Source organism: Geoalkalibacter sp., from assembly GCF_030604225.1.
Classification (GTDB): Bacteria; Desulfobacterota; Desulfuromonadia; order Desulfuromonadales; family Geoalkalibacteraceae; genus Geoalkalibacter.
Genome location: NZ_JAUVWH010000017.1, coordinates 1 through 13324 on the forward strand (window position 1 = coordinate 1; position 13324 = coordinate 13324).

General features: G+C 62.1%; 14 protein-coding genes. 3 read left to right on the forward strand and 11 right to left on the reverse strand.

All coding sequences use genetic code 11. The annotated features are described in order from the left end of the window. The 5 genes from QAT43_RS03585 to QAT43_RS03605 all read right to left on the reverse strand — a co-directional run. Positions 1 to 478 (reverse strand): 4Fe-4S dicluster domain-containing protein (locus QAT43_RS03585; protein ID WP_305041669.1); only part of this gene is annotated, 478 nt, incomplete at its 3' end. A gap of 18 nt (positions 479 to 496) precedes the next feature. Next, positions 497 to 985, reverse strand: coding sequence for a cytochrome c3 family protein (locus QAT43_RS03590; protein ID WP_305041670.1), 489 nt, complete (start codon positions 983 to 985; stop codon positions 497 to 499). A gap of 167 nt (positions 986 to 1152) precedes the next feature. Beyond that, the gene (gene dsrP / locus QAT43_RS03595) at positions 1153 to 2472 is read right to left on the reverse strand and encodes a sulfate reduction electron transfer complex DsrMKJOP subunit DsrP (RefSeq protein WP_305041671.1); all 1320 of its coding nucleotides are present in this window, start codon (positions 2470 to 2472) and stop codon (positions 1153 to 1155) included. A gap of 17 nt (positions 2473 to 2489) precedes the next feature. Continuing rightward, the gene (locus QAT43_RS03600) at positions 2490 to 3410 is read right to left on the reverse strand and encodes a 4Fe-4S dicluster domain-containing protein (RefSeq protein ID WP_442900197.1); all 921 of its coding nucleotides are present in this window, start codon (positions 3408 to 3410) and stop codon (positions 2490 to 2492) included. 32 nt (positions 3411 to 3442) lie between these two features. After that, entirely contained in the window at positions 3443 to 4060 is a 618-nt protein-coding gene (locus QAT43_RS03605; protein ID WP_305041673.1) for a cytochrome c3 family protein, read from the reverse strand. Between the two features lie 552 nt (positions 4061 to 4612). Between QAT43_RS03605 and QAT43_RS03610 the strand changes: the two genes are divergently transcribed. Further along, positions 4613 to 6472: a hypothetical protein gene (locus QAT43_RS03610; RefSeq protein ID WP_305041674.1), complete on the forward strand. Its 1860-nt coding sequence runs from the start codon at positions 4613 to 4615 to the stop codon at positions 6470 to 6472. An 83-nt stretch (positions 6473 to 6555) separates the two neighbouring features. Here the strand turns inward: QAT43_RS03610 and QAT43_RS03615 are convergent, their stop codons facing one another. The 6 genes from QAT43_RS03615 to hemL form a co-directional block, all read right to left on the reverse strand. Then, positions 6556 to 8418: a cytochrome c3 family protein gene (locus QAT43_RS03615; RefSeq protein WP_305041675.1), complete on the reverse strand. Its 1863-nt coding sequence runs from the start codon at positions 8416 to 8418 to the stop codon at positions 6556 to 6558. Positions 8419 to 8574: 156 nt separating this feature from the next. Next, a complete protein-coding gene (atpE, locus tag QAT43_RS03620) occupies positions 8575 to 8841 on the reverse strand; it encodes an ATP synthase F0 subunit C (RefSeq protein WP_305041676.1) in 267 nt (88 codons plus the stop codon). 79 nt (positions 8842 to 8920) lie between these two features. Continuing rightward, positions 8921 to 9595: a F0F1 ATP synthase subunit A gene (gene atpB / locus QAT43_RS03625; RefSeq protein ID WP_305041677.1), complete on the reverse strand. Its 675-nt coding sequence runs from the start codon at positions 9593 to 9595 to the stop codon at positions 8921 to 8923. A gap of 28 nt (positions 9596 to 9623) precedes the next feature. Then, entirely contained in the window at positions 9624 to 9998 is a 375-nt protein-coding gene (locus QAT43_RS03630) for an ATP synthase subunit I (RefSeq protein WP_305041678.1), read from the reverse strand. After that, entirely contained in the window at positions 9995 to 10243 is a 249-nt protein-coding gene (locus QAT43_RS03635; protein WP_305041679.1) for an AtpZ/AtpI family protein, read from the reverse strand. Before QAT43_RS03635 ends, QAT43_RS03630 begins: the two co-directional genes overlap by 4 nt. 107 nt (positions 10244 to 10350) lie before the next feature. Next, a complete protein-coding gene (hemL, locus tag QAT43_RS03640; protein WP_305041680.1) occupies positions 10351 to 11634 on the reverse strand; it encodes a glutamate-1-semialdehyde 2,1-aminomutase in 1284 nt (427 codons plus the stop codon). 229 nt (positions 11635 to 11863) lie between these two features. On the opposite strand from hemL, the gene rsxA reads away from it, so the two are divergent. Then, on the forward strand, positions 11864 to 12445 hold the full coding sequence (rsxA, locus tag QAT43_RS03645) for an electron transport complex subunit RsxA (protein ID WP_305041681.1): 582 nt from the start codon (positions 11864 to 11866) through the stop codon (positions 12443 to 12445). Between the two features lie 28 nt (positions 12446 to 12473). Continuing rightward, entirely contained in the window at positions 12474 to 13322 is an 849-nt protein-coding gene (locus tag QAT43_RS03650; protein WP_305041682.1) for an RnfABCDGE type electron transport complex subunit B, read from the forward strand. Positions 13323 to 13324 lie beyond the last annotated feature (2 nt).

Here is a 13324-nt window from a genome sequence, read left to right on the forward strand (position 1 = left end):
CGCAGCCGATGCACCAGGAATTGTCCACCAGCACCACGCCGTCGTCGGTCTTGTAGGTGGCGCCCACCGGGCACACCTGGGTGCAGGGCGGGGTCAGGCAGTGGTTGCACAGCTTGGGCACGAAAAACGCCTTGCCCACGTTGTCCGGATCGATCTCCTTGAAGCCCGCCCCGCCCTGATCGATGCGCGGGTCGATGAAGCCGTGCAGAGCGCCCTTGGGGCTGTCGATGTAGCGCCGATCATCCTTGGTGAAGACATAGCGCTCGACCCAGGTGCGGGTGACGTTGGCTTCCATGGGAATGTCGTTTTCGGTTTTGCAGGCCTTTACGCAGAAGCCGCAGCCGACGCACTTGTGGGTATCCATGAGAAACGCCCAGTGAATGTCGGGGTTGGCCGCCAGCACCTGCTTGGCGTCGATGAATTCCAGTGCCGAGAGCGGGACCGAGGCGCCGGCGATGACCATGATGCTGTTTTTCAAAAAATCACGCCTTTGCATTTACATGTCCTCCAGTCTCGGGTTGTGCGGGTTGTGACAGTCCACGCAGGCCAGCCCGGGGTTGTGTTCCTCGGGCTCGATGCCGGGAATGCGCTTGCGGTCGCTGGTGGGGTAGATGAGGTTGGTGTGGCAGCGCAGACAGACATCGCGGCTGCGGTCGATCAGGAGTTTTTCCGGAGCTTCGGGGTGCTGGAGCGCCGGTCCATGGCAGTTTTCGCAGGAGATGGTGCCGTGCATGTCCTCGGTGCGGATCGAGACGATGTCGCCGTGGCACTCCATGCAGAACTCTTGCAGGTGATGCGCGCCGGTGTCGCGGTACTTGGGTTCCTTGGCTTTCCATTCGTCCTGATTCGACAGCCGGTGGAAGCTGTACATGAAGCCGTACGCGCCGGAGGCGAAATCATTCGGCACATAAAAGAACCGGAACGTCAAGATCGCCAGCACCAGCCCTATGACCACGAACAGTGGTCGCCAAACATGATTTTTCACAAGTGTCCCCTTTTGTTTCGTGATGTCGTAAAACGCTTTGCTTGCTTGGGCGAAGCTGCGGGAGAACGCGCCGGAGGCCGCTCCCGAGCGGGAAGTTCCCCTAAGTATTGAGGTTATTTTCCCGCTGTCAAGAACTCTGCGGGAAGGTTTCGGGGCGCCGGCGCGATTTAAGGATCGCTGCGCGCACTGGCCGCGGTGCTTTGTTCGGCGTCCTCCCCGGGATCGGCGGCCTTGGCTTGGACCAGGAACAGGTGGTCGCCGATGTGGGAGCCGCGCCCGTCCGGCGCGATGTGAAAGTCGCCGTTGAGGATGGGAATGGCGACGCGCAGCGACAGGGTGAAGAGAAACAGTCCCGTCGCCCAGATGCCCAGACTGATCATGACTTCGATGCCGGTCGGCTTGTATTCGTAGATTTCATGCAGCACGTCGGGCACGAAGCCGGGAATCACCAGGCCCATGCCCTTTTCGATATAGACGCCGATGAAGATCAGCACGCAGCCGATGACCAGCATGAAATGGTTCTTGCGCACGCTGGGAGCGAGAAAGATGAAGAAGGCGGTGAGGTTGAAGAGCATCGCCGTCCAGATCCAGGGTACCAGGGCGGTGTGGCCGTCGATGCCGAAGAACAGGTATTTCATCGGCACCAGATGGGCGCTGGCGGTGTAAAACTCCTTGAACACCTCGGCGCCCAGCAGGAACAGGTTGATGAACATGGCATAGGCGATGAGCTCGGCGATCTTGTGGATGGCCGCGTCCTTGATCTGAAACTTGGTGTAGCGGCGCACCAGCAGAAAGACCAGGATCATGAACGCCGGTCCCGAGCAGAAGGCCGAGGCGAGAAAGCGCGGGGCGAGAATCGAGGCGTTCCAGAAAATGCGCGCCCCCATGCCGCTATAGAGAAAGGCGGTGACGGTATGGATGGAGATGGCCGCCGGGATGGAAAACAGCAGCAGCGGGGTGATGAAGGATTTCTTCGGCTCGCGCCGGTGGTAGAGGCTGTAGAGCATGTAGCCGGCGATGACCAGGTTGAGCGTCAGGTAGAGATTGAGGACGAAGACGTCCCATGCGAGCAGGCTCTGGGGAAAATTGAGCAGGCCGATCACCGGGATCAGGTGCCAGAAGCGATCCGGGCGGCCCAGGTCGGCGGTAACGAAGAGCAGGCACATGATGATCGCCGAAACCGCCAGCAATTCGCCGAGGATGGCGATCTCCTTGATGGGCTTCCAGTGATAGACATAGGCGGGGATGACGAGCAGCACCGCCGCCGCCGCCACCCCGACGATGAAGGTGAAGTTGGAGATGTAGAAACCCCAGGACACCTGATCGCGCATGGCCGTGACGATGAGGCCGTTTTGCAGCTGATGGATGTAGGCGAGCACGCCCATGCTGATCAGGGCGAGCAGGCTGAACACCCAGATGTAGTAGGCCCGGCTGCCCTTGCTGATCAGCACCAGGCTACCCCTGGCGAAGGCGAGGATGTTTCGCATGGCGTGTTCCCCCGGCGTCAAAAAAAGTAGAAAAACTTGGGCTGGGTGTTCAGCTCTTCCTTCAGCAGATAGACCCGCTTGTTCTCGATGAGCTTGCGGATTTCGCTCTCGGGGTCGAGCAGGTTGCCGAACTTGCGCGCGCCCACCGGGCAGGCTTCGAGGCAGGCCGGATAGCGGCCCGGCTGTTGGCGGGTGCGCTGGATGCAAAAGGTGCATTTTTCCACCACCCCCACCGGGCGGGGGCGGTTGCCCAGGTAATGGGTTTGCGGGTTGAGGGACTCGTTGGGGATTTGCGGCTTGGCCCAGTTGAAATGGCGCGCGCCGTAGGGGCAGGCGGCCATGCAGTAGCGGCAGCCGATGCACCAGTTGTAATCCACCACCACGATGCCATCCTTTTCCGTCCAGGTGGCCTGGACCGGGCAGACCTTGGTGCAGGGCGGCTTCTCGCACTGCTGACATTGGATGGGCATGTAGAAATGGCCGGGTTCGGGAACCTGGTTGGGATTGTAGTAATGCTCGGCGTAATGCAGGTCGGTGCCCTTTTCCTTTTTCAGGCGCACCACGCGGATCCAGTGGATCTGCGGATCGCGGGACTGATTGTTTTCCTCAACGCAGCCATAGACGCAGCGCCGACAGCCGATGCAGCGCGACAGGTCCAGCCCGTAGCCGTATTTCACCCCCTCGATTGGGGGCGTGGCCCCCACCTTGACCTCTTGGGAGAATTCGCTGCTGTATTCGCGTTCGAGGCGCGCCAGGACCCGCTCCAGGTCGGACTTGGTCATGCGCCGGAAGTGTTTCTGGAAAAAGGCGTCCCACACCGAGGCCGCCGCGTCGCGCGACGGCAGGGCCAGGACCGAGGCACCGGCGGCCAGCCCCTTGAGCGCCTTTCGCCGGGTCAATTGAAATACCTTCGCGTCGCGTTTTTTCTTGTCACTCATAGGGCAGTCTCCCCGAGGCGTCTGTGGAGTGGTCATCGCCTGATTTCCCCTGGTCGCTGGGGCGGCGGCATCGGTGTCAGCGGCTTGAAGCGCGGGTCATGGGGGTTATGGCAGTGGGCGCACAGCAGGTACTGCTTGTCCCCGTTCCAATAGCCGGTGCGCTTGCCGTGCAGGCCTTGGCGCCAGTCGCGGTATTTGTCGCCATGGCACTGCCCGCATAGGCGATATGACTCGTCAAAGCCGATCACTTCCCCGGACACCAGGCGCAGGGTGTCGCGATCCTCGGGATTGTGGCAGTCCAGGCACCAGCGCTGGCCCTCGGCGTGATTCAGGATGATGTCCGTATGTTCGTCGGTCAGTTGCCGCCGCTCGAGGTTGGGTGTCATCTCGGCATGGCAGTCGGAGCAGGGAAAGATGCCCTCGGAAAAGGGCGGCGGCGGCACGGGAAAAGTTTCTCCCGGGGGCAGGTTCTTGACCTCGTAGGCCCGGAGCAATTCGGCGGCGGGCGTTTCAATGACCACCAGGGTTCCCGAGCGATCGAAATATTTTTCCTTGGCGGCCTGGGCGGCAACCGCGCCGGCCAGGAGAACGGCCAGCAGAACCAGGACGCCGGGGCGCATATTGCGTGACAGTTTCTTCCAGGGGCTCATGTCGACCTCGTCCTTGTTGATACAGGTTGCGCAAGGCAGTTGCCTGGGTTTGAGCATTTTGACCCGGCGGGCGCGAAAAGCATAAAACAGTGTTTCGGATTATAGGGTCCGCTATTTTAATCTGTCAATAGATTAGCCATCTCCTGATGCCGGCGATGGCGCCCCCAACGTGAAAAACCATGGAAAAAGCACTGCGCAAAAAGTGTTTAGGCCTTGTTTGGACTGTGCAAAACCTCAGGCCGCATTGACCAACCGCGCAAAATTTACTGCTCCCGGTTGTTACGGCTATTCAGTAAGTCCGCGCAAGGACAAGGGTTTAGACCCTTGGTCCGGGCAGGTTTGTTTGGTCCGGCGCCGCGCCGGATTTACCGCCCTATGAAAAAAAATAAAAAGATGTTATAAAGAAAAACAGCATAAAAACATATGGTTGGGAAGAGAAAATAAAAACCTGCTGGGAAAAACAAACATATTTTGTGCGACAGGGGTCACCCTGGCTTCTCGGCGCAAGGACGCCGGACATGGGCCGACCCGAGGACGGGGAGGAGATCGGGAATGAGGGAAAAGCTAGCGGAAGAGGGATCCACGCTGGAAGAACGGGTCGAGTTCCTGGCGGCGCAGGTGCGCCAGCTCAGCGCGCGGGTCGATGAACTCAGCGGCGGTGCGGTCCAAACTCGGGTCGAACTGCGCCAGGAGCGGGTTGCGCCAGATCAGGAGCCTCCGGCAGGCGCGGAGGCCTCCGAGGCATTTTTTTCTTGGGTCGGGCGCTCGGCGCTACTGCAGCGCGTATCGGCGGTCTGTTTCCTGATGGTGGTCGCGCTGGTGCTGCGCACCCTCACCGACAGCCATCTGCTTGATACGCGGGTCGGTTCGCTCCTTGGCCTGTTTTATGCCACTCTGCTCATGGGCGCGGGCGGCTATCTCTATTTTCGCGGCAAGCCCCTTGCTCCGGTGTTTGCCCTGTGCGGCGCCATCCTCATGTTCCTCATTGTCAGCGAGGCCTATACCCGCTTTACCGTCCTTCCCGTGGCCCTGGCCTACCTGCTGGTGATCGGCACCGGCGCGCTGATGGCGGGCATCAGCTATCTCGGGCGCTCGGCGCTGCCGATCCTGGTCGGCACCTTGGGGATGTGCGTTGCCGGAGTGGCCATCGACTATCCCAATCCCGCCTATCCCGCCCTGGTCGTGCTGCTATTCAGCGCCAACGCCCTGGGGTTTGTCGCTTCGCGCCTGCAGCGCTGTTCCTGGCTGCGCTGGACCCTGTTCATTGTCACGGCCATTCTGGTCCAGGTCTGGGGGTATAAACTGGGGCTGACCCTGCAGGGGATCGCCCATCCGGCCGGGGATCTGGCACAGTTCTGGTATCTGCCGGTGGTGGCGGTGTTTTTCCTGGGCTATTTCGCGACGGCGGTGTTCGGTTTGCTGCGTCCGGTGGGGGAGCGCGTAACCCGGTTTGATCAGGCCCTGCCCGCCGTTGCCGGGGCCTGGGCCTTTACCGCGGCCGGCCACGTGGTGGAACCCTGGTGGGGTACCCTGGCGGGCTTGGGGTCCCTCGGCCTGCTGGTCGCGGCCGCCTATCTGGGTCTGGCCTGGTGGCTGGGGCAGCGCGGCGGCTTGTCCGCGGTCGGCTCCCTAGGCCTCTTCCTGGGCGGAGCTGCCCTGGCCTGGCTATCCCTGGGCGCCTTCAGCGACCGGCCCCTGGTTGGGCTGGCCGTGCTTGGCGGCCTCGGTTTTTGGGCCGCGCAGCTTTCCAAGCGTTGGCAGCAAGGCGGCCTGCGTCTGCTGTCCTACCTTGTGCAGTTTTATGTCTGCTTTGAGCTCGGTCGCTGGCTGCTCGCCGATGCCGGCCGGGCCACCCATGGCGGCGGATTGCTGCTCGCCGTCCTGCTCTGCGCCCTGAGTCTCTGGCATTATCGCTGGGCACTGCTGCATCGGCCCCCGGCGCACTCCCGATTCTTCTCCCGCCTCGATGAGGGCAATCGCCTCTGCGTGTTCTTGCTGCTCGCCGGCCTGGTGCATGGTTTTTATGGGGCGCGAGGGCTCTATGCCCTGGTCATGCCCCAGTACGCGGGCGCCGATCTCGCCGGTTTCATGGGCATGCAGTCGGTTCTGATCAACGGCGGCGCGGTGCTGGTCATGATCATCGCCCTGGTGCGTCGTGACCGCGAGGTGCGCAATCTCGCCGTGCTGATCACGCTCATCGGCGCGCTCAAGGTGTTTCTCTTCGACCTGCTTGGCGCCGCCGGTCAGGGGATCACCGGCGTGCCCCTGGTGCTCAGCGTGTTTTCCTTTGGCGCCGCCGTCGCCGTCGAATCCCTGCTGCTCGGGCGTTGGCCCAAGGAATCCCGCCAGACCGAATGTCCCGAGCGGGTTGGCACGCCCCAGCTCATGGAGTCGCCTTCCGCCCGGCATTGAATAACAAGGCGCGAGGTTGCAAAAAAAAAAGGCTGCCCGAGGGGCAGCCTTTTTTTTGGTCGGCAAGAATGCCGCGTGCGTGCTTAGTGCAGACCACCATGCATGAAGGCGTAGATCATCAGCACTACCAGGCTCAGACCGGTGATCACGGCGAGGAAGCCGAAGGTCTTGAGGATGAAGTCATAGAGCACGCCCGAGGGCTTGGGCTTGACGAACTGCTCGGTGATGCCGAGCTCCTCGTAGCGCTTCCACTGATCGCCGCGCTCCTCGATGAATTCCTCCTTGTTCATTTCGCCGTTGAAGATGACGAAGTCCATGGGGAATTTCTCGGGGCGACCGTGAGTGTTGAAGAAGTGCACGGTGAAGATGAAGCCCGTCGCCAGCAACGCCTCGTCCGAGTGGATGATGGTCGCGACGTTAAAGGCCCAGCCGGGCAGGAAGCCGCCGAAGAACTCGGGGAACCAGAGCATCAGGCCCGAGCCGCCGATGGCGATCATACCCCAGAAGACGGCGAGGAAGTCGAACTTTTCCCAGTAGGTCCAGCGCTCGAAGGTCGGCTTGGGCCCCAGGAACAGGAACCAGCGGAACATCCCCGCGATATCATTGATGTCGCGCAGGTTGGGGAACAGGGAATCCGGGCCGAACAGGCGTTGGATAGGGTTGCCCGGAAGATCCTTGCGCACGAAGAGGAAGTTGTAGCTCATCACCACCGCCGCGCCGAAATAGACGAAGGTGATGACCGCGCAGGCGCGGTGGATGAGGGCGGCATTGTGCGCGCCGCCGAAGAAATCCATGAGGATCTTCGCCCAGGGCTGGCTGGCGAACTTGAGCGGCAGGCCGGTGAGGGACAGGCCGAGGAAGCTGATGATCACCAGCAGGTGCAGGAAGATGTGTAGCCGGTTGAAGCGGCGATAGATCTTGTAGGCATCGGGAATGTGGTGATGGCCCTCGCCGCGGATCAGGGCGGCGCGCTTTTCGCGGTTTTCCACGAAGCCGCGGAACATCCACAGCAGGGTGTGCACCCAGAACACCGCGAAGACCGAGACCAGCAGGGTGGTCATGCTGACGAAGGTCCAATAGAGAATCGGATAGTTCTCGCGGTCGCTGTAGTCGCCGTGGGAATAAAACTTGACGAACAGAGGCGTGGCGCCGGGGTGGCAGGCGCCGCAGGTGGCCACGAGGTTGGCCGAGTTGGTGCTGGCGCGGGGATCGTCATGCTGAAACACGGCGTGAGAGGTGTGGCAGTCGGCGCAGCCGGCCACCAGCTCGGGATAGCCGAGGCGATAGCTCTTGCCGTGGTAGCTGTCCATGTAGGTGGAGACGGCCACGCTGGTCACGTTGTTGCGTGCCATCATCTCCTTGTCGGCGTGGCAGTCGAGACAGACCCGGGTGTGGAACTCGCGGGTCTCGAAAGCGTCGGGATCGCCGACTTCCTGAATCTGGTGGAGATTATGGCAGTCGAAGCAGGCGGCCGAATCCATGTTGCCGGCGGCCACGGCCTGGCCGTGAATCGATTCGTGATAGACCTCGAAAGAGTCGGCGTGACATTCGGTGCACTTGGCCACGGCGATGCGCTTGTCGCCCTGCCAGTAGGTGTGGCTGTGAATATCATGGTGACAGGCGGAACAGGTAATGTCGTTGAGCATGTGCACCGAGGCGTAGTGCTCGGCGGTTTCCTGCTTGTGGCAGCGCACGCATTGGGGCGGGCCGGGCATCTGCTCGCCGATCATGTGGGCGTCAAGATCGGTGATGTCGGTGTGGCAGCTGGTGCAGGCGTTGCGACCGTGCACCGAAGCGGCGAATTCCTCGGCGGAAACAACGTCCGAATGGCATTCGAGGCAGGTCATGGGGTCGATGGCCAGGCTGTTTTCCGCCGCCGAGGCGTTGAAGCACAAGGGTAGCAGGAACAACAGCGCAAGCGTCAACCGGGAAAAAATCTTCGACATTGTACTCCTCCTGGCGTGGTTACTCCCTAAAAACACAACGTACAAAACGGTGGAACGTGGCAGTGTACAAAAATAAAAGACAAGGTGAACTGGTGGGGTTTGCCTGGAAAAAAAGAGGGTGTGCCCCTGCTGGAGCACACCCTCCTCGGTTTGTCCTTACCGGCCGGCCAAGGCGATGACCTGCTCGGCGAAGGGGTTGGCGAAGAGAATGATCATCGCCACGACGAACACGTAGATGGCAAGGGACTCGATCATGGCCAGACCGATCATCAGGGTGGTCAGAACCTTGCCGCTGGCGCCGGGGTTGCGCGCCACGCCTTCGACGGCGCTGCGGATGGCGTTACCCATACCCAGACCGGTTCCCAGGGAACCCAGAGCCATTGCGAAACCTGCCGAAATCATGCACCAAGTGAAAAAATCCATGTTCCTTTTCTCCTTTTTCCTGTGTGATTTTCCTATATGTATATAGGACCGGGGACATAACTCTGTGAGCCGTGGTTGATTAGTGTGCTTCTTCCAGGGAGCCGGCCAGGTAGATCATGGCCAGCAGGGTGAAGACGAAGGTCTGGATGAAGCAGATCAGGATGCCGAGCAGCATCATCGGCACCGGCAGCAGGAAGGGCACCAGGGTCATGAAGATCATGAGCACGACTTCCTTGCCGAACATGTTGCCGAAAAGACGCAGGGTGAGGGACACCAGGCGGGCGATGTGGCCGATGACCTCGATGGGGATCATGATCGGCGCAAGCCACCAGACGGGGCCGACGAAATGCTTGAAGTAGTGCAGGCCGTGCTCCTTGAGCCCGATGACGTGGGTCAGCACCACCACGGTCAGCGCCATGGCGACATTGGTGTTGACGTTGGCGGTGGGGGGAAAGAAGCTGGGCACCAGGCCGAAGAGGTTGCAGACCAGGATGAACAGGGCGAGGGTGCCGATCAGCGGGAAATAGGGGCGGCCCTTGGGGCCCATGATCTGTTCCATCAGGTCGAGAATGGCGCCGGCGATGACTTCCATGAAATTCTGCAGACCCTGGGGCACCATTTTCAGGTTGCGGCCGGTGAGAAAGGCCAGCAGGGTCAGCACCGCCATGGCCAGCCAGGCATAAAGAACATGGGGTCCGACGTGGAGGTTGATCTGTTCGGCCAACCACTGCAGAAAGAGAAAAGGATGAATCATGAGCGATAAATCTCCTTGGAATATCCTCTCACCTGTGCCGGACGATCCGAACAAGTGCGGTGCAGAAAATGTTGATGACCACCACGGAAAGCCCCAGGGCCAGACCTACGGGATGCACGCCGAGGCGGCCGATGAGCACATAGAGAATCAGGCCGAGTCCGGCCAGGCGCAGAAAGTAGCGCACCTGAAATCCCCGCGCCGCCTGTGGCGTCGGTTCCTCGAGCACCCGTCTCAGGGTGCGCTGCTGCCACCAGAAGCCGCCGAGGGCGAGCAACCCCCCGGTCAGGATGCCCAGGCTCAGGGGCGCGGAGCCCCAGATCAGGCTCACGACCAGGAGCGCGGCCAGAATGATCAGGTTGCGCCGGGCAATCCGATCCAGGAAGGATTGGTCGGCGTCGCTCACTGCTTGTCTTCGCTGTTTTCCTGCTGCTGGCGCTTCAACTCGCGATCGGTGAGGATGAAGATGTTGCGGAAACCGGCCACAATGCCGAACAGCAGAAATATGAGGGTCAGCCAGGGTGAGGTGCCCAGCCATTTGTCGAGATAATAGCCCATGGCCAGCCCGATCAGGGTCGCGGTCACCATGGAGATGCCGACGCTGGACAAAAAGCCCAATGACTTGATCAGTTGGCGATTGTTTTGGGCCATGGTTTTTGTATACAGCATACAGGCTTCGGAAAAAACCCGTCCTAAGTATCATAGGGGGTGCGGGATGTCAATGGCTTTTTCCGCGCCGTCCGCGGGTTCACGCGACCTCAGAGGCGGGCGAAAACCCGGGCCGCGGCCTCGATGGTGCGGTCGAGATCCGCGCGGCTGTGGGCGATGCTCATGAAGCCGGCCTCGAACTGGGAGGGCGCGATGTACACCCCCTCGTCGAGCAGCCCGCGGAAGAAACGGCCGAAGGCCTGAGTGTCGCTTTGGGCGGCCTGGGCGAAGTTGTCGACGGGGCCGGCGTGAAAATAGGTGCAGAACATGCCGCCCACCCGCTGCAGACAAGTTTTCAACGCGCAGGCGGCGGCCGCTTGGCGCAGGCCTTCCTCGAGGTAGGCGCTTTTTTCCTCGATCTGCTGGTAGAAGCCTTCTTCCTTGAGCAGCGCGAGGGTGGCCAGTCCGGCACTCATGGCCAGGGGGTTGCCCGAGAGGGTGCCCGCCTGGTAGACGCCGCCCTGGGGCGAGAGCAGATCCATGATCTCGGCCTTGCCGCCGAAGGCGCCGACAGGCATGCCGCCGCCGATGATCTTGCCCAGGCACACCAGGTCGCCGTACACGCCGAAGCGCTCCTGGGCGCCACCGTAGGCGAGGCGAAAACCGGTCATGACTTCGTCGATGATGAGCACGATGCCCTCGGCGCTGCACAGGGCCCGCAAACCTTCCAGGAACCCGGGACGCGGGATGACGCAGCCCATGTTGCCGGCCACCGGTTCGAGGATGACGCAGGCAATTTCTCCCTGGTTGGCCGTAACCAGCGCCTGGACCTCGGCGAGGTCGTTGTAGGTGGCGGTGAGGGTGTGCTTGGCGAAATCGGCCGGCACGCCGGGGGAAGTGGGCACGCCGAATGTGGCGGCGCCGCTGCCCGCCTTGACCAGCAGGCTGTCGGCGTGGCCGTGGTAGCAGCCGTCGAATTTGAGGATCTTGTCGCGGTTCGTGTAGCCGCGTGCCAGGCGGATGGCGCTCATGGTCGCCTCGGTGCCCGAGGACACCATGCGCACCTTTTCCATGTTGGGATAGGCCTCGCAGACGCGCTCGGCCAATTGCGTCTCCAGGGGCGTGGGCGCGCCGAAGGAGGTGCCGTCGGCGGCGGTCTGGCGAATGGCCTCGATGACCTTGGGATGGGCATGACCGAGGATCATCGGCCCCCAGGAGCCCACGTAATCGATGTAGGTGTTGCCGTCGACGTCATGCACCTGGGCGCCCTGGGCGCGGGCGATGAACACCGGATCGCAGCCCACCGACTTGAAGGCGCGCACCGGGCTGTTGACCCCGCCCGGAATAAAGCGTTTGGCCTGTGCGAAGAGCTTTGCCGATTCCTTGTGCTCCATGGCGTGCATACCCTTTGTGCGGTTGGGGCCCAAGGCCCGGGTTGGCGAGTGGCGCCGCGGCGCGGCGGGCCGGCGGCAAGTGAGGGTCTGCTTAGCATGGGCGGCGCGGGTTGTCAAGCTGTGGCGCGTGGGCGGTTGTCGTTAGCGTTTGACAGGGGCGCGGCACTCCTTTACATTATTCAGCCTGATCCAAATTGCGCTTTTTGGGATAAAGCCGCGGGAGCCCGTAGTGACCGAACTGTTCCTCATCTTCATCAGCGCCGCTTTCGTCAACAACTTCGTGCTCGCCCGCTTTCTCGGCATCTGCCCCTTCATGGGGGTGTCCAAGAAGGTGGAGACGGCCCTCGGCATGGGCATGGCGGTCACCTTCGTCATGACCGTCGCCACGGTCACCACCTGGTTCATCCAGTATTTCATCCTCACCCCCTTCAATATCGAATATCTTCAGACCATTGCGTTCATTCTGGTCATCGCCTCCCTGGTGCAGCTGGTGGAGATGGTCATTCAGAAAACCAGTCCGGTGCTCTACCAGTCCCTGGGCATCTTCCTGCCGCTGATCACCACCAACTGCGCCGTGCTCGGCCTGGCGGTGCTGAGCATCCAGAAGGGCTACTCGTTTCTTGAGGCGGTGGTTTTCGCCATCGGCGCGGCGGCCGGCTTTACCCTGGCCCTGGTGCTCTTTGCCGGGTTGCGCGAGCGTGTCGAACTCTCCGCCGTGCCGCGCGCCTTTCAGGGCGCGGCCATCGGTTTCGTGACCGCCGGCTTGCTGGCCCTGGCCTTCATGGGCTTCGCCGGATTGGTCAAGGGGTAGGCGCGTGTAATGCACGAGGACGGTTCCCATGCTTGAAGCCATATTGAGTATCGGCGGCATCGGCCTGACGGCGGCGGTGGCCCTCGGCCTGGCGGCGAAGAAATTCGCCGTGGAGGTCGATCCGCGCGAACTGGCGGTGCTGGAAGCCTTGCCCGGGGCCAATTGCGGTGCCTGCGGCTTTCCCGGCTGCGGCGGCTTCGCCAAGGCGCTGGTGGAGGGCAAGGCCAACCCCAATGCCTGCACGCCCGGCGGCCAGGCGACGGTGGAGAGAATCGCCCATATTCTCGGCGTCGCGGCGACGGCCGCCGACCCTCAGGTGGCGGTGGTGCTGTGCCAGGGCGACAACCCGCGCGCCGCGCTCAAGTACCGTTATCTGGGGATGGCCGATTGCAATGCCGCGCAACGCATCGCCGAGGGGCCGAAACAATGTCCGGGTGGCTGCCTGGGGCTGGGCAGCTGCGTGCGGGCCTGTCCCTTCAGCGCCATCGAAATCACCGGCGAGGGGCTGGCGGTGATCAGCCGCGAGCTCTGCACCGGCTGCACCAGGTGTGTCGCCGCCTGCCCGCGCGGCGTGATCCGCATGACGCCGCTCGCGGCCACTGTGCATGTGCTGTGCAACAGCCACGATAAGGGCGCCCAGGTGCGCAAGTACTGCGCGGTGGGCTGCATCGCCTGTCACATCTGCGCCAAGACCGTGCCCGGGGCCTATGTGGTCGAGGACTTTCTCGCCCGGGTGGACTATGAGCACCGGGACCAGGCGGGGGCGGCGGTGGAGAAGTGCCCGACACACTGCATCCGCGATTTTGCCCAGGGCTATCCGCCGGGCAGCAGCTTTGCCGCGCCGACCGTGCCGGTTGCCGGAAAAAGCGCGGCCTGAGG

Bases quoted from the DNA above. Each gene is read 5' to 3' on its own strand.
- dsrP (WP_305041671.1), bottom strand. From the start codon at position 2,472: ATGCGAAACATCCTCGCCTTCGCCAGGGGTAGCCTGGTGCTGATCAGC.
- QAT43_RS03600 (WP_442900197.1), bottom strand. From the start codon at position 3,410: ATGAGTGACAAGAAAAAACGCGACGCGAAGGTATTTCAATTGACCCGG.
- QAT43_RS03605 (WP_305041673.1), bottom strand. From the start codon at position 4,060: ATGAGCCCCTGGAAGAAACTGTCACGCAATATGCGCCCCGGCGTCCTG.
- QAT43_RS03610 (WP_305041674.1), top strand. From the start codon at position 4,613: ATGAGGGAAAAGCTAGCGGAAGAGGGATCCACGCTGGAAGAACGGGTC.
- QAT43_RS03615 (WP_305041675.1), bottom strand. From the start codon at position 8,418: ATGTCGAAGATTTTTTCCCGGTTGACGCTTGCGCTGTTGTTCCTGCTA.
- atpE (WP_305041676.1), bottom strand. From the start codon at position 8,841: ATGGATTTTTTCACTTGGTGCATGATTTCGGCAGGTTTCGCAATGGCT.
- atpB (WP_305041677.1), bottom strand. From the start codon at position 9,595: ATGATTCATCCTTTTCTCTTTCTGCAGTGGTTGGCCGAACAGATCAAC.
- QAT43_RS03635 (WP_305041679.1), bottom strand. From the start codon at position 10,243: ATGGCCCAAAACAATCGCCAACTGATCAAGTCATTGGGCTTTTTGTCC.
- hemL (WP_305041680.1), bottom strand. From the start codon at position 11,634: ATGGAGCACAAGGAATCGGCAAAGCTCTTCGCACAGGCCAAACGCTTT.
- QAT43_RS03650 (WP_305041682.1), top strand. From the start codon at position 12,474: ATGCTTGAAGCCATATTGAGTATCGGCGGCATCGGCCTGACGGCGGCG.